Genomic DNA, 22,612 nt, shown 5'->3' on the forward strand with positions numbered 1-22,612 from the left:
CGGATCCAGTCGGAGATCGAACCCAGCGGATTGGTCCGCGTGTCGGCCACGTCGGCCTTGAGCGCGGCCTCGGCGTCGAGGATGCCGAAACCGTAGAGCGGGTCTTTCCCCGGGGCGCCGGCGTCCTTCGCGGTGCTGACGATTCTGTTGATGACCTGGCTGGCCGTCATGTCCGGCCATTTGGAGCGGATCAGGGCCGCAACGCCGGCCACGATCGGGGTGGCGCCGGACGTGCCGGCCCATTCCGCGTAGCCGCCGCCGGGCAGGCCGCCGATCAGGTTTTCCGCGGGGGCAGCGACGCCGATGCTGATGCCCTGGGATGAAGAATCGATGCTGGCGGTTCCCTTGCGGTCCAGACCGGCGACGGTCAGCACCCCGGGGATGGTGGCCGGGGCCCCGACCTGGATGTTGCCGCCGCCCCGGTTGCCTGCGGCGGCGACGATCACCACGTCCTTCTGCTCGGCGTAGAGGAAGGCCGCATCCCAGCTTTGCGGCCATTCCGGTGAGGTGCTGCCCAGTGAGATGTTGATGACGCGGGCTCCGTTGTCGACGGCCCAGCGGACGGCCTGGGGAATCTGGTCCTGGTCGCTCTTGCCGCCGGGGTTGGCCGATCCGAGCCAGGTGGAGACGGACAGCAGCTGCGCTTCCGGCGCCACCCCGACGATCCCGTCCGGGCTGACGGCCGGGCCCGGGCTTGGGCTGGGCTTCGCCGTCGAATCGGGGGGCTGGTGGCCGCGGCCTGCCAGCATGGTGGCTACGAGGGTGCCGTGCTCGGGTTTCGCGCCGATGCTTTTTTGGCCGTCCGGGGTTCCGGCACCGGAGATGTCGACGCCGCCGGCCAGCACTCCGGCGAGGTCGGGGTGCTTGCCATCCACGCCGCTGTCGATCACGGCGACCTTGACGTTGGCGCCCTTGGAGACTTCCCAGGCTTTGGTGATGCCGGATTCGGCAAGCCAGTATTCCTTGTCGCGCCAGGCGTCTGCGTGCGCGGCCGGGGCCGCGGTCAAGGCCGTCGTGAGGGTGCCCCCCGCAAGGGCCAAGGCCATTAACGCGGAGGCGGTCCGGCGGCGCCGGGCTGTTGCTCTGGTCATTTCAGGTCCTATCGGCGGGACAGCGGTGGTGCTGCGGATACGGTGGCGCTGCGGACTGCCGGAGGGATCCGGGCGGGGATGTCGGAAAGGGGCGCCGCGGGCGGCGCGTCCGGCGGACACACAGTCCAGCCAGCCTGCGGCCTAGCTGATGCTCAAGGCAATTCCGTCAAGAATATCGTGTTCACTGGTGACGGCCGTCGTGACCCTGTGGCCGGTGGCTTCGGCGAGCCGTTCCAGGACGCGCCGCCACACGAGGGCGCCTGCCCCGATCACGTCCACCCGGCCCGGGTGCATGTAGGGCAGGGCAGCCCGTTCCGCGTGTGACATCGCCAGCAGTTCGCTGCAGGCCCGGCGCACGACGTCGAGCGAGAGCTCGGTGCCGTGGATCGCCGCCGGGGAGTACTCCGCCAGGCGGAGCGCGTGGGCCGTGATGGTGGTGATGGAACCGGCCACCCCGACGACGGCGGCGCTGCGGTCCAGCGGGACAGTCCGGGCCGCCTCATCGATGGCAGCGTCGACGTCGGCCTCCGCGGCGGCAATCTGTTCTGCCGTGGGCGGGTCGCTGCGCAGGTGGCGTTCGGTCATCCGGACACAGCCGATGTCGACGCTTTTCGCGGCGATGACGCCGCCGGCGTTGCCCAGCACGAACTCGGTGCTGCCGCCGCCGAGGTCGACCACGAGGACCGGGTCCTCGCCGCGGGAGGGGAGCACACTGCTGGCGCCGGCGAAGGACAGGGCGGCTTCCTCGTCCCCGGTGATGACCTCGGGTTCCACCCCGAGGATCTCGCGGATGCCATCGACGAAGACCTGCCGGTTGCCGGCGTCGCGGGTGGCGGAGGTCGCGACGAAGCGGAGCTTGGTCGCCCCGTGCCGGCGGATCTGCCCGGCGTAGTCCGCGGCGGCTGCGAAGGTCCGGTCCAGCGCCTCCTGGGCGAGTTCGCCGGTGGCGTCCACGCCCTGGCCGAGCCGGACGACGCGCATTTCGCGCACGACGTCTGCCAGCCGGGGAGCCGCGCCGTCGGTGTCCGTGTCGGCGATGAGCAGGCGGATCGAGTTGGTGCCGCAGTCGACGGCGGCCACGCGGGTCACTGGGCGGCCCCGTCTGCGGTGGCGGTTCCGGCAGTTCCGGCTTCCTGTGCCGTTCCGGCGTCGGGGGTATCGCCGGGATCAGCGGCGCGTGCCTTCCGGACCGGGGCCGGACGGCCCACGATCTCCGGGAGTCCCTGCGGGCCGTGCCGGCTGAGGTCCTGCGAGGGGGCTTCACCGCCGGTGTCCCAGGCGCCGTCGCAGTAGCAGCGGTCCTTGGTCCACCATTCGCCGATGGCTGCGATGGCCTCGTCGCCGAGCGGATTCACGCCTGGTCCGGCGGCGAGTGAATGGCCCACCAGGACGTGCAGGCATTTGACGCGGGTGGGCATGCCCCCTGCGGAGATGCCGTCGATCTCGGGCACGGCTCCGATCCCGGACCTGGCCCCGATCTCGGCGCGGGAGGCCAGGTACGCCTCGTGGGCGGCTCGGTAGTCCGCCGCCAGGGCCGGGTCTCCCCCGAGCCGCTCGTTCATCTCATTCATCAGGCCTGCCGCCTCGAGGCGCGACACCGCCGAGGTGATGACCGGGTGCGTCAGGTAGAAGGTTGTGGGGAAGGGTGTGCCGTTGCTCAGCCGCGGGGAAGTGGCCGCCACCAGCGGGTTGCCGCAGACGCAGCGGGCCGGAATCTCCACGACGTCACGCACCGGGCGGCCCAGCTGGCGGCTCAGGACGTCGAGGTCGCGGGGCGAGGGCCTGCGGGATTCCGTCTGGGAACGGGCGCTCTCAGGGCTTGCCGGGTGCACTGCCATCAGGTTCTCGTCCACTGGGTTCTCGTCCACGGGCGCGGCACCTTCCTGCCCTGTCTGGCTTGTCCGGCGGACAATCCTGCGGCGGGCGCCGCGTCTTAGTCTGTTGCCGAGCGCCGGATGGAGTCCCAGAGGGAGTCCACCCAGGGCAGCTCGGCCGGGTCCTGTACTGATCCTGCACCGGCCGCGCCACTGGAGGTTCCGGCCGGCAGATCGCTGCCGAAGACCCAGTAGCCCGTCTCTCCGGGCATAACCATGTTAATGCGGTCGCGGGCCTGCTGTTTCACGTAGTTCGGATCCTGCCACCGGGAGACCTGGAGCCGAAGGTCACTCTGCTGGGACTGTTTGGCCGAGATGTCCGCCTGAAGCGCGGCGATTTCGGCCCGCTTTTCGAAAAAGATCTTGACCGTGGGCGCCAGCATGATGGTGATGGCAATCATGACGACGAACAGCGCCAGCATCCGGCCGGAGAATGCCTTGGCGGGAACCGGGCTGAGGTGCTCCCCCGCGTGCGCGGAACCGTCCTTGGACTGTTTGGCCGTGCCTGGCTTGGCTGAGCCCGGCTTCGCTGTGCCTGGCGCCGTGCCGGACTTGGCTGTGCCGGACGTCCCTGGGCCTGACGTAGCGGCGCCTGACTTCGCGGCATCTGACTTCCGTGTGCCCGCCGCCGCTGTGTTTTTCCGGGCAGCGGCCGGCGGAGTGGCGGCCTGCCGTGGGGATCCGCCGGTGTGCGGGCCGGCCGAGTGGGGCTTGCCGGACGCGTGGGGGTGGGACTCGCGGGAAACGCCGAAATCAGCCTGGATGACGTCGCCGCCGTCGTTTGTGTCCTGAGCCTTCGGGGCCGCAGGCGTGGCCCGGGGAACCTTGGGTCGACGGGTAGCCATGTCACTCCTGTAATGCCGGGTTCTCACCCGGCCGGCTTGCTGTGTTCAGTGCTGATCCCCTTGGCCAGTGCAGCCCGGACCGGAGCCGGCCGGAACCGGCTGCGCGGCACTACAAGAGCGCCAAAAAAGGAACCGGTGGCCATGGTCTTTCAACCATAGCCACCGGTTCTCAGTTCGTGCGGTTACTAGCCCTTGAAACGCGGGAAAGCGCTCCGGCCGGCGTAGCGTGCGGCGTCGTCGAGTTCCTCTTCGATGCGCAGCAGCTGGTTGTACTTGGCGACGCGCTCGGAGCGGGCCGGGGCACCGGTCTTGATCTGGCCCGCGTTGGTGGCAACGGCGATGTCAGCGATCGTGGTGTCCTCGGTCTCGCCGGAGCGGTGCGAGGTGATGGTGGTGTAACCCGCGCGCTGGGCGAGGGAGACGGCATCCAGGGTTTCGGTCAGGGAACCGATCTGGTTGACCTTCACGAGCAGCGAATTGGCCGTCTTCGAGTCGATGCCGGTCTGCAGGCGCTCCGGGTTGGTGACGAAGAGATCGTCACCAACGATCTGGACCTTGTCGCCGATGGCGTCGGTGAGGGTCTTCCAGCCTTCCCAGTCGTTTTCGTCCAGCGGGTCCTCGATGGACACCAGCGGGTAGTCGGCGACGAGCTCGGCGTAGTAGGCGCTCATCTCGGAGGAGTTGAGGGCCTTGCCTTCGAACTGGTAGGCGCCGTCCTTGAAGAACTCGGAGGAGGCCACGTCCAGGGCGAGGGCGATGTCCTTGCCCGGGGTGTAGCCGGCATTGCGGATGGCTTCCTGGATGAGGTCAAGGGCCGCGCGGTTGGATGGCAGGTTCGGTGCGAAGCCGCCCTCGTCGCCGAGGCCGGTGGACAGGCCCTTGGCCTGCAGGACCGCCTTGAGCGCGTGGTAGACCTCAACGCCCCAGCGCAGGCCTTCTGAGAAGGTCTCGGCGCCGAGCGGGACAACCATGAATTCCTGGATGTCGACGTCGGAGTCGGCGTGCGAGCCGCCGTTGAGGATGTTCATCAGCGGCACGGGCAGGACGTGGGCGTTGGGGCCGCCGAGGTACTTGTAGAGCGGCAGGTCGGCGGAGGCCGCTGCGGCGTTGGCGACGGCCAGGGACACGCCCAGAATAGCGTTGGCGCCGAGCTTGCTCTTGTTGGCGGTGCCGTCCAGGTCGATCATCGCCTGGTCGATGCTGCGCTGGTCGGTCGCGTCGAAGCCGATCAGGGCCGGGGCGATCTGGTCGATGACGGCGTCGACGGCCTTCTGGACGCCCTTGCCGAGGTAACGGCCCTTGTCGCCGTCGCGGAGTTCAACGGCCTCGTGCTCGCCGGTGGAGGCGCCGGAGGGAACTGCTGCGCGGCCGATCTGGCCGTCCGAGAGCAGGACTTCAACTTCTACGGTGGGGTTGCCACGGGAATCGAGGATCTCGCGGGCGTGGATGGCATCGATAAGCGCCATGGATAGGCTCCTTTGGGTGAAGCGATCTGCTGGGAATCTGATGGGAAATCAAGCTGGGATCATGCTGAAAAACCGACGTCCTCGTCGCTACCCAGCCTAGTCGAGAGTGGGATAAGTTACAGAAACCTATCCAGTCCCCGGACGTCATTTTGGCGGATCACGGCGTCGACGGCGGGGAGCGGGTCTCCTGGAAGCGGCGGTTGGCGCCGCGCAGGGCGCGTTCGGCATCGAGCCCCCGGGCCCGCGCGGCGGCGGCGACCGCGAAGAGCAGGTCCCCGAGGTCCTCTTCCGTGGACGGTATCCCGACCGGCTCAACGGACGCGGGGAGGCCCGCACGTTCGGCGCGGTCCAGGAGTTTCTGGGCCCGGGCCAGCGCCGGAAGGGCGGCGGGGACTCCGCCGAGGGGCCCCCGGCTCAGGGAGGGGTCAGTGCCGGAGTGCGGGTGCCCGGAGTGCAGCACCTGCTCCGAACGCTTGACCGCATCCCATTTCCGGACGATTTCCTCCATCGTCGCCGGAAAAGTCTCCTGCAGCGAGCCGTCCGGCCGGAAGACATGCGGGTTGCGCCGGATCATTTTGGCGGTGAGGCCGCGGGCGACGTCGTCGAGGTCGAAGGCGGCGCGCTCCTGGGCGAGCCGGGCGTGGAGGACCACCTGGAGCAGGACGTCGCCCAGTTCGGCCTTCAGCTCGGCGTCGCCGGCGGCCGTCTCGATGGTTTCCGCCACCTCGTAGGCCTCCTCGAGGAGGTACTCCACGAGGGATTCGTGGGTGAGGGCACCCATCCAGGGGCAGTGGGCGCGCAGCTCGGCAATCACACCGGCCAGCGCGCCCACTGGGTTGTCCTCGTTAGCCAAGGTCGGAGTAAGCCTCGTTGATGTATTCGACGAGGGCTTCCTTCTCCTCAAGCGGCAGGAAGGCTGCCTCGGCTGCGTTCAGCGTCAGCTCCAGCAGGTCGTCGAGGTCGTAGTCGAACGTCTCGACCAGCAGTTCGAACTCATCCGTGAGGGTCACGCCGCTCATGAGCCGGTTGTCCGTGTTGATGGTGACGTTGAAGCCGAGCTGGTAGAGCATGTCCAGCGGGTGGCTTTCGATTCCCTCGCCGAAGCCGGCGACGGCACCGGTCTGCAGGTTGGACGACGGGCAGATTTCCAGCGCGATGCCGCGGTCGCGGACCCAGCTGGCCAGCTCGCCGAGGGTGACCATGCCGATGTTGTCGTCGACTTCATCGCTCTCGGCGTCGGCATCCTCGTCTTCGAATTCAACGGTGATGTCCTCGGCGATCCGGACTCCGTGGCCCAGGCGCAGGGCGCGTCCGTCGACCAGGGCAGACTGGATGCTTTCCAGTCCTGCGGCTTCCCCGGCGTGGACCGTGGCCGGGAAGTTGTGCTGGGCCAGGTAGGTGAAGGCGTCCTTGAAACGGGACGGCAGGAAGCCGTCCTCGGCACCGGCGATGTCGAAGCCGACGGCGCCGTCGTTGCGGTGACGGACGGCCAGCTCGGCGATTTCCTGGCCGCGGTCGGCGTGGCGCATCGCGGTGATCAGCTGGCCGACCTGGATGTCGCGGCCGGTCTCGGCGACGGCGTCGACGCCGGCGTCGAGGCCAGCCTGCACGGCCTCGACGGCGTCGTCCAGGCTCAGGCCCTGTTGGAGGTGCTGTTCCGGGGCCCAGCGTACTTCGCCGTAGACCACGCCGTCGTCGGCGAGGTCTTCGACGAATTCCTTGGCGACGCGGAAGAGTCCTTCCTTCGTTTGCATCACGGCGATCGTGTGGTCGAAGGTCTCAAGGTAGCGGACCAGCGAGCCGGAGTCGGCGGATTCGCGGAACCACTCCCCCAGGGCGACGGGGTCGGTGGAAGGCAGGGTGTGTCCCGCAGCCTCGGCAAGTTCAATGATGGTGGCCGGACGGAGTCCGCCGTCCAGGTGGTCGTGAAGGGAAACCTTGGGGAGGCCCTTCAGGTCGAAGTCGAGGTCAGGGGCAGCGTCAAGAATTATCTCAGTCACGTTCCAACCTTAGGGTCGGGGGCCCGGCAATGCCAGCCGGTCGGGCAGCGGACGCGGCGGACCCGGCGGACCCACACCCGGTGGTGCGGGCTGCGCGGCCCGACGGTCGGGGATTCAGGCCTCCGCGTCGGCCGGCGCCGCCAACTGTGCGGGGAATGACATGGTGCCGCCGGCCTGGCGGGGCGCGGTGCCGGCCTCGCTGGGCGCGGACTTGGTGGGCTCGGCCTTGCTGGGCCCGGCCTTGCTGGGGCCGCCGGACGCGGCGCCTGTGGTCTCGGGCCCCGTGTGCTGGTCCTTCGCGGGTGCGGCCTTGGTGGGTGACGGCTGGGCGGGTGCGGCCTTGTCCGATGCCGGTGCGGTCGAGGAGGCGTGGGTGTGTGCGGTCCTGGCTTCGGCAGCCATGGTGGCGGCCCGGCCGGCCGCAGCGGCAGCGCCCCGGGTGTCGCGCCAGCGGTGCAGCCAGGTCAGCGCGTGGTCGATCACGATGCCAAGGACGATGGCGAAGGCGACGGCGATGCCGACCCCGAGCAGCGGGTGCTCGTGGACCCAGTTCCCGGCGATGATGCCGACGCCGGCCGAGTAGGCGACCCATGTGACGGAGGCGATGATGTCGAGGAGGACGAAGCGGCGGCGCGGGTAGGCGGTGGTGCCGGCGATCCAGTTCACGGCCACGCGTCCAACCGGGATGTAGCGGGCCGTGAAGATCAGCATGGCGCCGCGCTTGTCGAGTTCATAGCGTGCCCAGTTCAGGGCGCGCTGGACCTTGGGTTTGCGCATCCAGCGGAAGCGCTCGACGCCGACATGGCGGCCCAGCAGGTAGGCCATGTTGTCGCCCGCAATTGCGCCGAGGGCGGCCGCGGCCATCACGAACCACATGTTCGGTTGGCCGGAGGTGACGGAGAGGGCACCCAGGGCGACGATGAGGGTTTCGCTGGGCAGAATCGGCACAAAACCGTCGATGAAGCAGAAGACGGTGAGGATCGGATAAATCCACCATTGTCCCGCGGCATGGAGGATAGCCTCATTGATAAATTCCACGCGGGACATGCTCCTAGGAAAGTTACGAAAAGCGCTCTTCAGTGTCCCATGACCGGGAGGGATGCGCTACGTTCCCTCCGGATAAATCTTACGTTTGTCGGGGCCCCGTCGTTCAGGGTTCCCCCGGCGGGGCGGGCAGGTCGGCGGCTTCCGGAAGAGGCCCGCGCAGCCTGCCAATGACGCGGTCCACCAGGATGCCCAGGCCGATCGCGCAGATGACGGCGACGATGACGCCGAGCAGGTGGTTCTCTTCGAACCACTGGCCGAAGAAGAGGCCGATCGCGACGGAATAGCCTGCCCACAGCACTGCGGAAAGCACGGTCAGCCAGACGAAGCGTGACCGCTGGAAATTTGTGGCGCCGGCCGTGAGGTTGACCGCCACCCGGCCGATCGGGACGAAGCGCGCCACGAGGATCAGGGAGGCCGGGCGTTTGCGCAGCTCGGTTCCGGCCCAACGGAAGGCCCGCTGCATGCGGGGGCCGCGCATCCAGGCCCAGCGCTGCGTCCCGGCGCCCCGGCCGAGCAGGTAGGCAATGTTGTCACCTAGGAAGGCGCCCGCCGCGGCCGCCGCGGCCAGCAGTGCCGGGTTGGGGATGCCGGCGGTGGCGGCTACTGCGGCGAGTCCAACCACCACGGATTCGCTCGGAATGGGCGGGAAGAAACCGTCAATCACGCAGCACACGAAGACGAGGAGGAGCACCCAGGGTTGCCCTGCGGCGGCCAGGATGAAGTCGTTGATTGCCTGCACGGTTTCCTAACAAACAACGGGTGGACGGCTGTCGTGCCAGTGTACTGCGGGGCCCGCACCGCGGGTTGCCCTATCACTTGTGGCGGTCAAACCGGGCGGTTGGGGACCAAAAGTGATAGGGCAACGGGGGAATCAGGCGATCCGGTCGATGATGAGCTGCTGCGCGGGGCGGGAGCCTTCCGGGGCAATCACCACGGCGTGCTCCAGCGCTGCCTTGGCCCGCTCGAACCTCTCCGGGGTATCAGTCAGGAGGGTCATGAGCGGCTCGCCGGCCCGGACGAGGGCGCCCGGCTTGGCGTGCATCCGCACCCCGGCGCCGGCCTGGACCTGGTCTTCCTTGCGGGCGCGTCCGGCGCCGAGACGCCAGGCGGCGACGCCGACGGCCATCGCGTCGAGTTCCACCAGCACGCCGTCGGCCGGCGCGTAGATGACCTCGGATTCCCTGGCGACGGGAAGCTTGGCGCGCGGGTCTCCGCCCTGCGCCTCGATCATGCGGTTCCAGACGTCCATGGCGCGGCCGTCCCGGAGCGCGGCCCGGGGATCGCCGTCGTGGACGCCGGCGCAGGCCAGCATTTCCTCCGCGAGCCGGACGGTGAGTTCGACGACGTCTTCCGGACCCCCGCCGGCCAGCACCTCCACCGATTCCTCGACCTCGATCGCGTTGCCTGCCGTGAGTCCCAACGGCGTGTTCATGTTGGTCAGCAGGGCCACGGTGTTGACCCCGGCGTCCTTGCCCAGGGCCACCATGGTCTCGGCGAGTTCGCGGGCGCGTGCCTCGTCCTTCATAAAGGCGCCGCTGCCGACCTTGACGTCCAGCACCAGCGAACCGGTGCCTTCGGCGATCTTCTTGCTCATGATCGAGGACGCGATCAGCGGGATGGCCTCGACCGTCCCCGTGACGTCCCGGAGGGCGTAGAGCTTCTTGTCGGCCGGGGCGAGTCCGGCGCCGGCGGCGCAGATGACCGCGCCGACGTCCTGGAGCTGCGCCAGCATTTCCTCGTTGCTCAGCGCCGCGCGCCAGCCCGGGATCGCTTCGAGCTTGTCCAGGGTGCCGCCGGTGTGGCCGAGGCCGCGGCCGGAGAGCTGCGGAACGGCTACGCCGAAGACCGCCACCAGCGGTGCCAGCGGCAGCGTGATTTTGTCCCCGACGCCGCCGGTGGAGTGCTTGTCGGACGTGGGCTTCACACTGCCGTCGGGACGGCGCAGGCTGGAGAAGTCCATCCGCTCGCCGGACGCGATCATGGCCGCCGTCCAGCGCGAGATCTCGGCCCGGTCCATGCCGTTGAGCAGGATCGCCATGTTCAGGGCGGCCATCTGCTCGTCGGCGATCGCGCCGCGGGTGTACGCGTCGATTGTCCAGTCGATCTGGGCGGGGCTGAGCACGCCCTTGTCCCGCTTGATGCGGATGATGTCGACGGCGTCGAACGCTTCGGTCTTGTTCGGGATTGGTGTCACCGGGGTTCCTCCAGGTGTTGGGGGCCAAAGGCATCGGGAAGGACCTGGTCCATGGTCTTGATTCCCTGGGTGGTCATGAGCTCCATGTCGGGAGCCCTGAATTCGTAGAGCAGTTGCCGGCAGCGGCCGCAGGGCATGAGGACGTTGCCGCCGGCATCGACGCAGTAGAAGGCGCGGAGCAGACCACCTCCGGTCATCTGCAGGTTGCCCACCAGCGCGCACTCGGCGCACAGGGTCAACCCGTAGCTGGCGTTTTCGACATTGCAGCCGCTGACGATGCGGCCGTCCGCGGTGATTGCTGCGGCCCCCACCGCGAACTTCGAATACGGCGCATAGGCGTTCTTCATGGCGGCGACCGCGGCGGCTTCGAGGGCGGCCCAGTCGACGGTGCTTCTTCCCATGGTCAACCCTTCACGTACGGTATGCCGTCGGCGGCCGGGGGCCGGGACCGGCCGACGAGTCCGGCGACGGCAAACACGGTCACGAGGTAGGGCAGCATGGCCATGAACTGGCTCGGCACCGGGGTGCCGATGATCGTCACAATGCTCTGCAGGTTGTCGGCGAAGCCGAACAGCAGCGCGGCGAAGAACGCCCCGATCGGGTTCCAGCGTCCCAGGATCATCGCGGCGAGGGCAATGAAGCCGCGGCCGCCGGAGATCTCCTTGGTGAAGCTGTCGATCGCCACGAGCGTGAAGAACGATCCGCCGATCCCGGCGACGGCGCCGCCGAGGGTGACGTTCCAGAACCGGGTCGCGTTGACCTTGATGCCCAGCGTGTCAGCGGCCTGCGGGTGCTCGCCCACAGCACGGACCCGCAGGCCCCACTTCGTCTTGAACAGCCCGATCCACACCACAATCACGGCCACGTACATCAGGTAGCCCACCACGGACTGCTTGAAGAGGATGGGACCGAGGACCGGGATGCTGGACAGGACCGGGATTTCGATGATGGGAAGCCGGCCCGGCGAGTTGAACATTTCCTTGTTGGCCTGCATCACGGTGCTGAACAGGAACCCCGTGAGGCCCGAGATCAGGACGTTGAGCACCACACCCACGATGATCTGGTTGACCACGTACTTGATGCTGAAAACCGCCAGGACCATGGACACGAGGGCGCCTGCGACGGCCGCCGCGAGCAGGCCCAGGTACGGGTTGTCCGTCAGGCTGGCCACGATCGCTGCCGTGAAGGCGCCGCCCAGGAGCTGGCCTTCGATGGCGATGTTCACGACGCCGGCGCGTTCGCACAGGACACCGGACAGGGAGCCAAAAACGATCGGCACGGCGAGGGTCACGGAGCCGGCGATGAGGCCGGCCAGCGAGATGCTGGGGGTCCTGGCGCCGCCGACGACCCAGATCAGGAAGGACACCACAAAGAGGACCGTAAAGACGACCGGCAGCCAGCGGGGCGGCCGGACGTTCTTCGTCTTGAGGACCATGGCGTAGCCCGCGAGGCCCAGCATGATCACGGAGAGCACTATTCCGGCGAGGTAGGCGGGCACTTCGATCGCGGGCAGCTGGAAGAAGTCCCCGCCGGAGGAAATGCCGAACTTGGCGGTCCCATGGGGGCCCAGCAGGCCAAAGACGATGAAAGCGACGACGGCCAGCACCAGCAGCGTCACCGGCAGCTTCCAGGTGACCGGCTTGGCGGACACCGCCGGTTTGCGGTTCCGGTCCGGGTGCGGTGGCCTCTGCTGTGGCTTGAGGGGTTTTCCCGGAACGGGAGAGGTTGCTGTTGTGCTCATGCTGCACCTCCGGTGGTTGCTGCCTTCGGGGACTTGCCGGCGGGTGCGGCCTTCTTCTTGCGCGGGTTGAGTCCGAAGATCGCCCGGACCAGGGGCGGCGCCGCGATGAACAGTACGATGAGCGACTGGACCACCAGGACGATGTCGATCGGGGTTCCGGTCTGGATCTGCATCTGGACCGCGCCGGCGCGGAAGGCGCCGAACAGCACACCGGCGGCGAAGGTGCCCCACGGCGTCGAACGTCCCAGCAGCGCGACGGTGATAGCGTCAAAACCGTAGGTCGCCGCGACACCGTCGGTGAGGACCTTTTCGGTCCCTGCCACCTGCGCGACACCCGCCAGACCGGCCAGGGCGCCGGCGATGGCCATCACCAGGATGGTGGCGCGGGGAACGTTGATGCCTGCGGTCAGGGCCGCTTTGGGGTTGGCTCCGACGGCGCGGAACTCGAAGCCGATGGTCGAGCGGTTCAGCAGCCACGAGACGAACACTGTCGCGGCGATGGCCAGCAGGAAGCCGATGTGCAGCCGGTACTGGCTGCCGAAGATCTGCGGGTACACGGCTGTCGGGTCAAGGATCGGGGAGATCGGGGTGGTCTCGCCCGGCCGCTGGAACGCCTCCGAATCGAGGAGGTACCGGACGAAGTAGAGGGCGATGTAATTGAACATGATGGTCAGGATGACCTCATGGGCTCCGGTCCTGGCTTTGAGCACGCCCACCAGGCCGCCCCAGACGGCGCCGCCGATGACGCCTGCGAGCAGGACCAGCAGCAGGTGGAGCCCCACCGGCAGGTGCAGCGCGAAGCCCACCCACGAGGCCAGGATGCCGGCCATGATGATCTGGCCCTGGGCGCCGATGTTGAACAGGCCCGCACGGAAGGCCAGGGCGACGCCGAGGCCGGCGGTGATCAGCGGGGTGGCGATGGTGAGGGTCTCCATCAGCGGGGCAAATTGTCCGCCCACGCCACTCCCCCGCGGGTTGAAGACCGAGCCCTGGAAGAGCGCGACGTAGGAGCCGGTGGCGGCCGACCAGACGGCGGACAGGAAGTCGCCCGGCCGGGCGAAGAAGTAGCTCGATGTGGCCGCGACCACCTTGTCGGTGCTGGCAATGAGCAGTCCGCCCAGGATCAGGGCGAGGAGGACGGCCAGGATGGTCACCACGCCGTTGCCGGTGAAGATCTTGCGCAGCACCGAGTCCGGCTCCTCGGCGCCGGGGAGGGTTCCGCTCTGGGCCGAGACCGGAACGGCCGACGGCTGCATCGCCCCGCCGGCTGTGTCCAGCGAGGTGACAAAAGCGGTGTCCTCCACGTCGGGCGTCTCAATTTCCGCGTCCGTGGCCAGCGATTCCGGGGACTGCGCTGCCGGAATCCGGTCCGGGTCCGGGACGGCCGTGCGTCGCGGCTCGTTGTTCTCACTCATGGTCGTCTCCTACGGCGCCGGAGCGGAACTCCTGCGCTGGCTGGGCGGCGGTCGCTTGGTTCGTTGCCTGGGGTTCGGCTGGGTTTCCCGTCTGGGGTTCGGCTGGGTTTCCCGTCTGGGGTTCGGCGGGGGTTTCCGCGGTGGCCCGTGCCGGGTGGCTGCCGGCGGTGTCGCCGTGGGCGTCCTCCGGGGACAGCCCGGCCATCATCAGGCCGAGGACGCCGCGCCCGGTACCGGCCGGGACGATGCCGACGAGTTTGCCCTTGTAGAGGACGGCGATCCGGTCGGCGAGGTCAATCACCTCGTCCAGTTCGGTCGAGACGATCATCACCGGGGTGCCGTGGTCGCGCTCAGCGACAATGCGCTTGTGCAGGAACTCGATGGATCCGACGTCCACGCCGCGGGTGGGCTGGGACGCGATGAAGAGCCGCAGCGGCCGGGAGAGCTCCCGTGCCATCACGACTTTCTGCTGGTTGCCGCCGGAGAGGGTGCCGGCCGCCAGCGAACCTGACGGGGTGCGCACGTCGAACTCGTCGATCCTGGTCATGGCGTTCTCCAGGACCTTTGCCGGGCTCATGCTGATGCCCTTGGCGAACGGCGCCTGGTCATAGCGGTCCAGGATCAGGTTTTCGGCGATCGAGAAGGTACCGATCAGCCCGTCGACGGAGCGGTCTTCCGGCACGAAGCCGACGCCGGCGTTGAGGACTTCCTTGACGCTGCGGCCCAGGAGTTCCTCGCCGTCGAGCAGGATGGATCCGTGGACGCGGTCCTGGAGGCCCAGGATGGCCTCGGTCAGTTCCGTCTGGCCGTTGCCTTGGACGCCGGCGATGGCGAGGATCTCGCCGCGGGCGATGTCGAAGCTGATGCCGTCCACAACGTGCTGGCCGCTGGGCGCGATCACGGTGAGGTCCTTGACTTCGAAGGTCGTCTCCTGGGGCTTGGCCGGGGACTTGTCCAGGGTCAGGTTCACGGCACGGCCCACCATCATGGAGGCCAGTTCCGTCGTCGAGGCGCCGGGATCGGCGGTGCCGACCACCTTGCCGCGCCGGATGACGGTGATGGTATCGGAGACGGCCTTGACCTCGCGGAGCTTGTGCGAGATGAAGACGATCGAGGTGCCGTGGCTCTTGAGCTGGCGCATGATATCCAGCAGCTCATCGGTGTCCTGCGGGGTGAGCACCGCAGTGGGCTCGTCGAGGATGAGCACCTTGGCGTCGCGGACGAGGGCCTTGATGATTTCCACCCGCTGCTGCACCCCCACCGGCAGGTCCTCGATCAGCGCGTCGGGGTCGACGTCGAAACCGTACCGGTCGGAGATCTCCTGGATCTTCCGGCGGGTGTCATCCAGGTTGAGGAATCCTCCGGCCGTCGTGGTTTCCGCCCCCAGGGCGACGTTTTCGGCAACCGTAAAGACCGGGACCAGCATGAAGTGCTGGTGCACCATGCCGATGCCCGCGGCCATGGCGTCGCCCGGGCCGCGGAAGGTGACGGGTTTGTTGTCGACGAGGATCTGGCCCTCGGTGGGCTCGTACAGCCCGTACAGGACGTTCATCAGCGTGGACTTACCCGCGCCGTTTTCGCCGAGCAGACAGTGAATCTGCCCGGGTTCAACAACCACATCGATGTGATCGTTGGCTACCAGGGAGCCGAAGCGTTTGGTGATCCCCTTGAGTTCAAGTTTCAAAACTCTGACCAATCTCGAGGTGTCCGGCTGGCCTTGCCCGGACGGATGATGGGGCTGCAGGAACAGCCTAGTGCCTGCAACCGAAGGCGGAGTCGGTCCGCTCAACGAAAAGCGCCACAGCCCGTGCGGTGGATGACCGGACGGGCCGTGGCGCTTGGCGGAGGGAGTTAGACCTTCGGGCTGGCTTCGGATTCAACCTTCAGCTTGCCGTCGGCGATGTCCTTCTTGATCTGCTCCAGCTGGGTCTTCACTTCGGCCGGAACCGCGGAATCCAGGTCGTGGAACGGAGCCAGCTGCACGCCGTCGTTCGCGAGGGTACCGACGTACGGCGTGTTGCTGAACTTGCCGTCCTTGTCTTCCTTCACAACGGTCTCGACGGCTTCGCCCATCTGCTTCATGACGGAGGAGAGCATGATGTCCTTGTAATCCGGTGCGGTGAGGAAGCCGTCGGAGTCAACCCAGATGAGCTTGACGTCCTTGCCTGCCGCCTTGGCTTCCTTCAGGGCCGCGCCTGCACCCTTGCCGACCGGACCGGCGACGGGCATCACGATGTCCGCGCCCTGGTCCAGGAAGTTCTGGGTGAACTGCTTGCCCTTGTCCTGCTTTTCGAAGTCGCCGGTGAAGGAACCGTCCTGCTTGGCCTTGTCCCAGCCCAGCACCTTGACGTCCTTGCCGTTCTTCTCGTTGTAGTACTTGACGCCGTCGGCGTAGCCGTCCATGAAGATGGTGACCGTGGGGATCTTGATGCCGCCGAACGTGGCGACCGTTCCGGTCTTGGTGGTGCCCGCCGCGAGGTAGCCCGCCAGGAACGCAGCCTGGGCCGTGTCGTAGATGATCGGCTTGACGTTGCTGATCGGGGTCTCGTAGCCGAAGTCGATGATGGCGAAGTGCTTGTCCGGGTTCGCCGTGGCCTGGGCCTTGGTGGCGTCGCCGAGCAGGAAGCCGACCGTGACGGTGAGGTTGCAGCCTGCAGTGACCATCGCGCGCAGGTTGGGCTCAAAGTCGTTGTTGGTCTTGGACTCGGCCTGGTTGACCTTGATGCCCAGATCCTTTTCAGTCTTCTTCAGACCCTCGTACGAGGACTGGTTGAAGGACTGGTCATCGAATCCACCCGAGTCGGAAACGATGCAGCCGGTGTAGTTGCTGGCCGACGGCGTGGCGCTGCTGCTGGCGGTCGGGGCGGCCCCGCAGCCGGTCAGCAGGAGGGCGGCCGCACCCGCGGTGGCGACTCCGGCCATGGAACCGCGCTTGAAGGTTGCACGCAGAGAGTTCTTCAATTTTCCTCCAGGAAGAAAGAGTAGGCGCTACGACGGAGCTCAATGAGTGTCTGTTGGCGGGGTTGCCGCTGAAACGCTGTTTTCACTGATGGATTTCGCAGCACTGCGCCGAGGCGCACTGATGGAAGCAACATTAGTGTCCTGCGCCACGTCCAAGTAGCACAGTTCACAGCTATTCCACAGATTGTTGAGAACTTGTTACCAAGCGGTAGAGACAGAAAGCCCCGCACCGGATGGACCGGTACGGGGCTTTGAGATGTCAGCCTGGTTGACTGACGCGGCGTGGATTCTGGCAGACGAGCCCTAAACGCGGACCAGCATTTTGCCGGTGTTGGCTCCGTCCAGCAGATCCATGAAGGCCTGCGGAGCGTTTTCCAGCCCGTCCACGATGGTCTCGTCATAGCGGACCGTGCCGTCGGCGAGCCAGCCGGACATGGTCTCCACGAACTCGCCCATGTGCTGCCAGTAGCCGCCGACCAGGAAGCCCTTGAGGGTCAACTGCTTCCCGATGGCCTGCATCAGGTTCCGCGGGGCCGGAGTGGGCTCGGTCGAGTTGTACTGCGAAATGGCGCCGCACATGGCCACCCGGCCACCGACGGTGAGCGCCGACAGCGCCGCTTCCAGGTGTTCCCCACCGACGTTGTCGAAGTACACATCGATCCCGCGTTCGCCTGCGGCCGCGGCCAGTTGCTCGGCAACGGGGCCGTCGTGGTAGTTGAACGCCGCATCGAAGCCCAGCTCCAGAAGCCGCTTGACTTTTTCCGGTGAGCCCGCGCTGCCAATGACCCGGGACGCGCCCATGGCCTTGGCGATCTGGCCCACCAGGGAGCCGACCGCCCCGGCGGCGCCGGAGACGAACACGACTTCGCCGGGCTTGAAGCCGGCGACCTTCAGCAGGCCCGCGTACGCTGTCAGGCCGGTCATGCCCAGGGCGCCGAGGAAGGCCGACGCGGGGGCCAGATCGGTGCGGGCGGGGGTGGTCGCACCGGCGTCGAGCACGGCATATTCGCGCCAGCCCAGCGAATGGACCACCGTGTCGCCCACCTTGCGGTCGGCGGACCGGGAGGCGATGACCTCGCCGACGGCGCCGCCGTCGAGCGCGGTGTCCAGGGCAAACGGCGCCGAATAGGACTTGACGTCGTTCATCCGGCCGCGCATGTAGGGGTCCACCGAGATGAAGAGGTTGCGGACCAGGACCTGGCCGTCCAGCAGTTCTGGCAGGGCCGTCTCGGCAAGGCGGAAGTTCTCCGGCACCGGGCGGCCGTGCGGGCGGGATGCCAGCTGGATCTCGCGGGTGGTGGCGGGAAGGGTGGCGGTTTCGGTGATGTTGCTCATGCGGCGACCTCCAGGATCGTGATGTCGACAGTGATGTTGCCACGGGTGGCATTGGAGTAGGGGCAGACTTCGTGTGCCTTGGCCACGAGGGCCTCGGCCGTTTCCCGGTCCACGGCGGGCAGGGCAATCTCAAGTTCCGCGGCGATGCCGAAGCCGGGTCCGTCGGCGAGGGCGCCGAGGTGGATCCTTGCGGCGACGGCGGAATCCGTCAGGTCCGCCTTGGCCTGGCGGCCGACAAGACGCAAGGCGGAGTGGAAGCAGGCCGCGTAGCCCGCGGCGAAAAGCTGCTCGGGGTTGGTGCCTTCGCCGTTGCCGCCGAGTTCCACGGGGCTGGCCAGGGTCACGTTGAGCTTGCCGCCCTTGGTGACGGCGGTGCCATCGCGGCCTTCGCCCGAGGCCAGTGCCTCAGCCGTGTAAAGGGTCTTCATGGGGATCCAATCTGTTGATTTTCAGTGGAAGTCAGTTCGAGCCGTGCAGCTCAGTGGCCGTGAAGTGCGGCGGCCGTGCAGTGCGGCGGCCGCCGGCCCAGCGGGAGCCTTGCAGTTCAGCGGCCGTGCAGCTCAGCGGGATCCGTGCAGGGCGGCGGTCAGCCGGCCCAGGGTCTCGCGGAGCTGGTCAAGCTCCGCGGGCGAGAGCCCGGCAGCGTCGGCGAGCCGTTGCGGGATGCCGGTGGTCCGGGCGCTGAGCGCGGTGCCGGCCTCCGTCAGGAAGACCTCGACCCGGCGTTCGTCCTCGGCCGAGCGCCGCCGCTCCACGAGGCCCAGGGACTCAAGCCGCTTGAGCAACGGGGACAGTGTGCCGGAGTCGAGGCCCAGCTCCTCCCCCAGTTCGCGGACGCTGCGCGGTTCCTCTTCCCAGAGCACCAGCATGACGAGGTACTGCGGGTAGGTCAGGCCGAGCTCATCGAGCATCGGCCGGTACGCCGCGGTGGCGGCCCGGGAGGCCGAGTACATCGCGAAGCACAGCTGCCGGTCCAGGCGGGGGGCGTTGAGGCGGGAAGCATCGGTCATAACTATACGATAGTCCACAATTCAATTGTGCACAACTCATTTACGTTCCGACGCCTCCGCCGAGGTCAGAGTTCGCGCCCATGAAGCGCCCGGCGATGGGCGCGTGCTCTCACCTCGGCGGTAGCGTGGCCGCCTGGCGGTACAGCAGTGCTGCCGGGAATTCCCCCCGCGGAGCACCGGCCTGACGCTTTCAGCCGCCGAGGTCAGAGTTCGCGCCCATGAAGCGCCCGACGATGGGCGCGTGCTCTCACCTCGGCGGCAGCAGGGCGCCCAGGCGGTGGAAAGTGCAAGCGTGGACCGGGCGGGGGCGGAAAGGACGGGCCGGTTGGGGCCGCGCGGCTGGCGGCCGGGACCTAGAGGTCGCGAAGGGTGCGCAGGGCGGCGGCGGTGAGGACCTTGATGCCCAGGCCCAGGGCGCGTTCGTCCAGGATGTAGTCCCCGCGGTGCAGGTCGTACTCCTCGCCCCCGGGCGTCTTGGTGCCCAGGCGCATCATGGCGCCGGGGAGGTCCGCGAGGAACCATGCGAAGTCTTCGCCGCCCATGGACTGCGGCGTCAGCACCACTGCGCCTTCGCCGATCTCAGCGCGGGCCGCGGCTTCGATCAGGGCGGTCTCGTGTTCGGAGTTCACCACGGGAGGCACACCACGGGTGTGTTCCAGGTGGACATCGACGCCGTATGGAGCGGCGATTTGCTGCACGACCTCGTCGAGAATGACCCCGGCGCTGTGCCAGGCGTCGCGGTCCAGGCAGCGCATGGTGCCCGCCATGTAGCCGCTGGCCGGGATGGCGTTGGGCGCGGAGCCTGCGGAGATGTGGCCCCAGACCACGGAAACACCGCTGCGGACATCGACGCGGCGGGAAAGCACGGCCGGAACGTTGATGGCGATCTGGGCCAGGGCGAAGACGAGCTCTTCCGTCAGGTGCGGCCGTGAGGTGTGGCCACCGCGGCCGGTCAGTTCGATTTTGATCGTGTCAGAGGCGGAGGTGATGGCGCCGATCCGGGTGCCGATCTTGCCCACTTCGATCCGGGGGTCGCAGTGCAGGGCGAAGATCCGGGGAACACCTTCGAGGACGCCCTGCTCGATGCAGCTCTGGGCGCCGCCGGGCATGGTTTCCTCGGCCGGCTGGAAGATGATCCGCACGGTGCCGCGCAGCGGCGACTCCTCGTGCATCCGCTGCAGGACCAGGGCCGCGCCGAGCATGGTGGCGGTGTGCACATCGTGGCCGCAGGCGTGCGTGACGCCATGGTTCCTTGAGGCGAACGGCAGACCAGTTTCCTCGATGATGGGCAGGGCGTCGATGTCGCCGCGCAGGGCGGTGGCGATCGGACCGTCCCCGATGTCCACCGTCAGGCCTGTGCCTTCGAGGCGCCGCGGCTTCAGGCCTGCTTCCTCGAGCCGCTTCGCGAGCTTGTCCGTGGTGCGGAACTCCTTGAACGACAGTTCCGGGTGCGCATGCAGGTCCCGGCGGAAGGCGATCAGTTCCGGCAGCAGGGGCTCGAGCCACGGCCCCACCAATGTGGTGGGGTCAGTTTCAGTGGAGTAGTTGCGCACGGGACAACTCTAGCGAGCGCACAAGAAATAGCGGCATCGCGTACGGCGCGTTACGGATCGGGAAACACTTCGGGCCCCGCCGAAGGTCAGGGCGGGGCCCGAAAGCCCGCACGACTCCGCAGATTGGAGGACGCCGGGCGCCGACTCCGGAAACTAAAGCACGTCCGTGTCGCCGCTGGCCTTGAGGGCATCGACGGCCTGCTTCACGCGCTGGGAGTGTTCCTTGTGCATGACCAGCAAGGCGTCAGGGGTATCGACGACGACGACGTCCTTGATGCCGATCAGCGCGATCACCCGCTTGGTATCGGAGACCACCACGCCGCTCGCGTCCTCGGTGAAGACGCGGGCGCCCTCTCCGATCACGGTGACGTCCTTGACTTCCTTGGCGCTGTTGAGCCGGCCCACCGAGGCGAAGTCCCCGACGTCGTCCCAGCGGAAGGTGCCGGGAACGACGGCGACGTCGCCGGCGGCCGCTGCCGGTTCGGCCACGGCGTAGTCAATCGCAATCTTGGGCAGGGTGGGCCAGATACGGGCCTTGACCTCGTCGCGCTGCGGGGTGTCCCAGGCCCGGGCGATTTCCTGCACGCCGGCGAAAAGCTCGGGCTGGTTGGCTTCGAGGTGCTTGAGCATCAGCGCGACGGGGGCAACGAACATGCCGGCGTTCCAGACGTATTCGCCACTGTCGAGATACTCCTGGGCGACCTCTTCGCTGGGCTTCTCCACGAACTCGACGACGGCCTGGGCGCTGGGGGCACCGTCAACGCCGAGGTTCTTCCCGGCCCGGATGTAGCCGAAGCCGGTGGAGGGGTGGGTGGGCTTGATGCCGATCGTGACGATCTTGCCGGCCGCGGCGGCGTGGATGGCTTCCCGGACGGCCGCGTGGAACAGTGCGTCCGGGCTGATGACCTGGTCCGCCGCGAAGGAGCCCATGATGGTGTCCGGATCGCGTTCGTGCAGGATCGCGGCGGCCAGGCCGATGGCGGCGCCGGAGTCCTTGGGCTCGCTCTCGAGCACCAGGTCCGCGTCGTCGATCTCGGGGAGCTGGCGGCAGACCGCGTCCCGGTGCGCCATCCCGGTCACCACGAGCATGTGTTTTCCGGCGAGCGGCTCGAGCCGGTCGTAGGTGGACCTCAGCAGGGTACTGCCCGAGCCCGTGAGGTCGTGGAGGAACTTGGGGGCTGCAGCACGCGACAGGGGCCAGAGGCGGGTCCCCACACCGCCTGCCGGAATCACCGCAATAAATCGGCCCAGGGCCGAGTCTTGAAGTGAGTCCTGGCTTGTCGCTTTGTCTGTATTCATCACGGCTACTTTAGCTGAACGGACCGGGACAGTCCCTGATCCGGCGGCGGACACGACACATCACGGCCTTCCGGGGTCGCAGACCCGAAGCAGTGCGGGCGCTTCCGGCGGACAAGGAAATGTGGCGTTCGTCTCAAAACTGGACGAAAACCGCGCCGGGCGCCGTCACCAAGCGGTGGCTGAATTGAATAAGCTGTGGGCGAAGCCTAGATTTAGGCTTGAGCTTACGAGTGCTCTCGCAGCAGGCGTTCCCCCCGCGTGGATCCCATGCCAGCGCCGCTGTGTTGCAGGGAGGTTTATTCAGTGCCGACAAAACCAGCTGGCACCTTGTACCGCGGCCGTGAAGGCATGTGGTCCTGGGTTGGACACCGCATTACCGGTGTAGTGATCTTTTTCTTCTTGTTGGTCCACGTGCTGGACACCTCATTGGTGCGTGTGTCCCCCGAGGCCTACACCGCCGTGATTGGTGCCTACAAGAACCCCCTGATGGCCCTGGGTGAAACGGGCCTAGTCGCAGCGATCGTGTTCCACGCCTTTAACGGCCTGCGGATCATCGCCGTCGACTTCTGGAAGAAGGGCGCGAAGTACCAGCGCCAGATGCTGTGGACGGTGCTCGCTCTCTGGGTAGTCGTCATGGTGGGCTTCTCCATCCGCCACCTTTCCCTCGCCCTTGGAGGTCACTAGCCATGAGTGCAACTGAAATTCAGAGCCCGCGCAGTGGCGGCGCTAAGGTCGGCAGCAACCGGATCGCTCCGCAGTACCGCCGCACCGGCGGTTCCAA

21 protein-coding genes and 1 pseudogene are annotated in these 22,612 nt (G+C 67.6%); 2 read left to right on the forward strand and 20 right to left on the reverse strand.

Going from position 1 to position 22,612, the window contains the following annotated elements:
- From BJQ90_RS09510 to BJQ90_RS09605, 20 genes are all read right to left on the reverse strand, one after another.
- Positions 1-1,091, reverse strand: a 1,091-nt coding sequence (locus BJQ90_RS09510; RefSeq protein WP_226760073.1) for a S8 family serine peptidase, incomplete at its 3' end; no start/stop codon positions are given.
- A 141-nt stretch (positions 1,092-1,232) separates the two neighbouring features.
- Positions 1,233-2,180 carry a Ppx/GppA phosphatase family protein gene (locus BJQ90_RS09515; RefSeq protein WP_226760045.1) on the reverse strand — a complete coding sequence of 316 codons (948 nt, stop codon included), beginning with the start codon at positions 2,178-2,180 and terminating at the stop codon, positions 1,233-1,235.
- Entirely contained in the window at positions 2,177-2,929 is a 753-nt protein-coding gene (locus BJQ90_RS09520) for a DUF501 domain-containing protein (RefSeq protein WP_226760074.1), read from the reverse strand. The genes BJQ90_RS09515 and BJQ90_RS09520 overlap by 4 nt, the downstream gene beginning before the upstream one ends.
- A 95-nt stretch (positions 2,930-3,024) precedes the next feature.
- A complete protein-coding gene (locus BJQ90_RS09525; RefSeq protein ID WP_226760046.1) occupies positions 3,025-3,810 on the reverse strand; it encodes an FtsB family cell division protein in 786 nt (261 codons plus the stop codon).
- Positions 3,811-3,995: 185 nt separating this feature from the next.
- Positions 3,996-5,276, reverse strand: a complete 1,281-nt coding sequence (gene eno / locus BJQ90_RS09530; protein ID WP_226760047.1) for a phosphopyruvate hydratase — start codon at positions 5,274-5,276, stop codon at positions 3,996-3,998.
- A gap of 157 nt (positions 5,277-5,433) precedes the next feature.
- Positions 5,434-6,057, reverse strand: a complete 624-nt coding sequence (locus BJQ90_RS09535) for a MazG nucleotide pyrophosphohydrolase domain-containing protein (protein WP_226760075.1) — start codon at positions 6,055-6,057, stop codon at positions 5,434-5,436.
- A gap of 64 nt (positions 6,058-6,121) precedes the next feature.
- Positions 6,122-7,276, reverse strand: a complete 1,155-nt coding sequence (locus BJQ90_RS09540; RefSeq protein ID WP_226760048.1) for an adenosine deaminase — start codon at positions 7,274-7,276, stop codon at positions 6,122-6,124.
- 114 nt (positions 7,277-7,390) lie between these two features.
- Complete coding sequence (locus BJQ90_RS22885; protein WP_413463666.1) at positions 7,391-8,314, reverse strand: VTT domain-containing protein; 924 nt, start codon at positions 8,312-8,314, stop codon at positions 7,391-7,393.
- A gap of 112 nt (positions 8,315-8,426) precedes the next feature.
- Positions 8,427-9,062 carry a DedA family protein gene (locus BJQ90_RS09550; protein ID WP_226760049.1) on the reverse strand — a complete coding sequence of 212 codons (636 nt, stop codon included), beginning with the start codon at positions 9,060-9,062 and terminating at the stop codon, positions 8,427-8,429.
- Positions 9,063-9,194: 132 nt separating this feature from the next.
- On the reverse strand, positions 9,195-10,517 hold the full coding sequence (locus BJQ90_RS09555) for a thymidine phosphorylase (RefSeq protein ID WP_226760050.1): 1,323 nt from the start codon (positions 10,515-10,517) through the stop codon (positions 9,195-9,197).
- Complete coding sequence (locus tag BJQ90_RS09560; protein WP_226760051.1) at positions 10,514-10,918, reverse strand: cytidine deaminase; 405 nt, start codon at positions 10,916-10,918, stop codon at positions 10,514-10,516. Before BJQ90_RS09560 ends, BJQ90_RS09555 begins: the two co-directional genes overlap by 4 nt.
- Before the next feature lie 2 nt (positions 10,919-10,920).
- The gene (locus BJQ90_RS09565; protein WP_226760052.1) at positions 10,921-12,258 is read right to left on the reverse strand and encodes an ABC transporter permease; all 1,338 of its coding nucleotides are present in this window, start codon (positions 12,256-12,258) and stop codon (positions 10,921-10,923) included.
- Complete coding sequence (locus BJQ90_RS09570; RefSeq protein ID WP_226760053.1) at positions 12,255-13,673, reverse strand: ABC transporter permease; 1,419 nt, start codon at positions 13,671-13,673, stop codon at positions 12,255-12,257. The genes BJQ90_RS09565 and BJQ90_RS09570 overlap by 4 nt, the downstream gene beginning before the upstream one ends.
- Positions 13,666-15,357 carry an ABC transporter ATP-binding protein gene (locus BJQ90_RS09575; RefSeq protein ID WP_226760054.1) on the reverse strand — a complete coding sequence of 564 codons (1,692 nt, stop codon included), beginning with the start codon at positions 15,355-15,357 and terminating at the stop codon, positions 13,666-13,668. Before BJQ90_RS09575 ends, BJQ90_RS09570 begins: the two co-directional genes overlap by 8 nt.
- Positions 15,358-15,524: 167 nt before the next feature.
- Positions 15,525-16,634, reverse strand: a complete 1,110-nt coding sequence (locus BJQ90_RS09580; protein WP_413463667.1) for a BMP family lipoprotein — start codon at positions 16,632-16,634, stop codon at positions 15,525-15,527.
- Positions 16,635-16,937: 303 nt separating this feature from the next.
- Positions 16,938-17,969 carry an NADP-dependent oxidoreductase gene (locus BJQ90_RS09585; RefSeq protein ID WP_226760055.1) on the reverse strand — a complete coding sequence of 344 codons (1,032 nt, stop codon included), beginning with the start codon at positions 17,967-17,969 and terminating at the stop codon, positions 16,938-16,940.
- Positions 17,966-18,397 (reverse strand): organic hydroperoxide resistance protein, encoded by a 432-nt coding sequence (locus tag BJQ90_RS09590; protein ID WP_226760056.1) that lies wholly within the window; start codon positions 18,395-18,397, stop codon positions 17,966-17,968. The genes BJQ90_RS09585 and BJQ90_RS09590 overlap by 4 nt, the downstream gene beginning before the upstream one ends.
- Positions 18,398-18,529: 132 nt before the next feature.
- Positions 18,530-18,979 (reverse strand): MarR family winged helix-turn-helix transcriptional regulator, encoded by a 450-nt coding sequence (locus BJQ90_RS09595; RefSeq protein ID WP_226760057.1) that lies wholly within the window; start codon positions 18,977-18,979, stop codon positions 18,530-18,532.
- 353 nt (positions 18,980-19,332) lie between these two features.
- On the reverse strand, positions 19,333-20,532 hold the full coding sequence (locus tag BJQ90_RS09600; RefSeq protein WP_226760058.1) for an amidohydrolase: 1,200 nt from the start codon (positions 20,530-20,532) through the stop codon (positions 19,333-19,335).
- Between the two features lie 153 nt (positions 20,533-20,685).
- Positions 20,686-21,831, reverse strand: coding sequence for a mannose-1-phosphate guanylyltransferase (locus BJQ90_RS09605; RefSeq protein ID WP_226760059.1), 1,146 nt, complete (start codon positions 21,829-21,831; stop codon positions 20,686-20,688).
- A 303-nt stretch (positions 21,832-22,134) separates the two neighbouring features.
- On the opposite strand from BJQ90_RS09605, the gene sdhC reads away from it, so the two are divergent.
- Positions 22,135-22,515, forward strand: coding sequence for a succinate dehydrogenase, cytochrome b556 subunit (sdhC, locus tag BJQ90_RS09610; RefSeq protein ID WP_082576094.1), 381 nt, complete (start codon positions 22,135-22,137; stop codon positions 22,513-22,515).
- Between the two features lie 2 nt (positions 22,516-22,517).
- Positions 22,518-22,612 (forward strand): annotated as a pseudogene (locus tag BJQ90_RS09615) (succinate dehydrogenase); the annotation flags it as partial.

The sequence above is a fragment of the Arthrobacter sp. SO3 genome (assembly GCF_020532825.1).
In the GTDB taxonomy this organism is placed as follows: domain Bacteria; phylum Actinomycetota; class Actinomycetes; order Actinomycetales; family Micrococcaceae; genus Arthrobacter.

What these genes read in the sequence shown, in the direction of transcription:
- BJQ90_RS09595 (WP_226760057.1), bottom strand. Translation starts at nt 18,979, where the DNA reads ATGACCGATGCTTCCCGCCTCAACGCCCCCCGCCTGGACCGGCAGCTG.
- BJQ90_RS09535 (WP_226760075.1), bottom strand. Translation starts at nt 6,057, where the DNA reads ATGGGTGCCCTCACCCACGAATCCCTCGTGGAGTACCTCCTCGAGGAG.
- BJQ90_RS09560 (WP_226760051.1), bottom strand. Translation starts at nt 10,918, where the DNA reads ATGGGAAGAAGCACCGTCGACTGGGCCGCCCTCGAAGCCGCCGCGGTC.
- BJQ90_RS09565 (WP_226760052.1), bottom strand. Translation starts at nt 12,258, where the DNA reads ATGAGCACAACAGCAACCTCTCCCGTTCCGGGAAAACCCCTCAAGCCA.
- BJQ90_RS09520 (WP_226760074.1), bottom strand. Translation starts at nt 2,929, where the DNA reads ATGGCAGTGCACCCGGCAAGCCCTGAGAGCGCCCGTTCCCAGACGGAA.
- BJQ90_RS09585 (WP_226760055.1), bottom strand. Translation starts at nt 17,969, where the DNA reads ATGAGCAACATCACCGAAACCGCCACCCTTCCCGCCACCACCCGCGAG.
- BJQ90_RS09570 (WP_226760053.1), bottom strand. Translation starts at nt 13,673, where the DNA reads ATGAGTGAGAACAACGAGCCGCGACGCACGGCCGTCCCGGACCCGGAC.
- BJQ90_RS09525 (WP_226760046.1), bottom strand. Translation starts at nt 3,810, where the DNA reads ATGGCTACCCGTCGACCCAAGGTTCCCCGGGCCACGCCTGCGGCCCCG.
- BJQ90_RS09605 (WP_226760059.1), bottom strand. Translation starts at nt 21,831, where the DNA reads ATGAATACAGACAAAGCGACAAGCCAGGACTCACTTCAAGACTCGGCC.
- BJQ90_RS09590 (WP_226760056.1), bottom strand. Translation starts at nt 18,397, where the DNA reads ATGAAGACCCTTTACACGGCTGAGGCACTGGCCTCGGGCGAAGGCCGC.
- eno (WP_226760047.1), bottom strand. Translation starts at nt 5,276, where the DNA reads ATGGCGCTTATCGATGCCATCCACGCCCGCGAGATCCTCGATTCCCGT.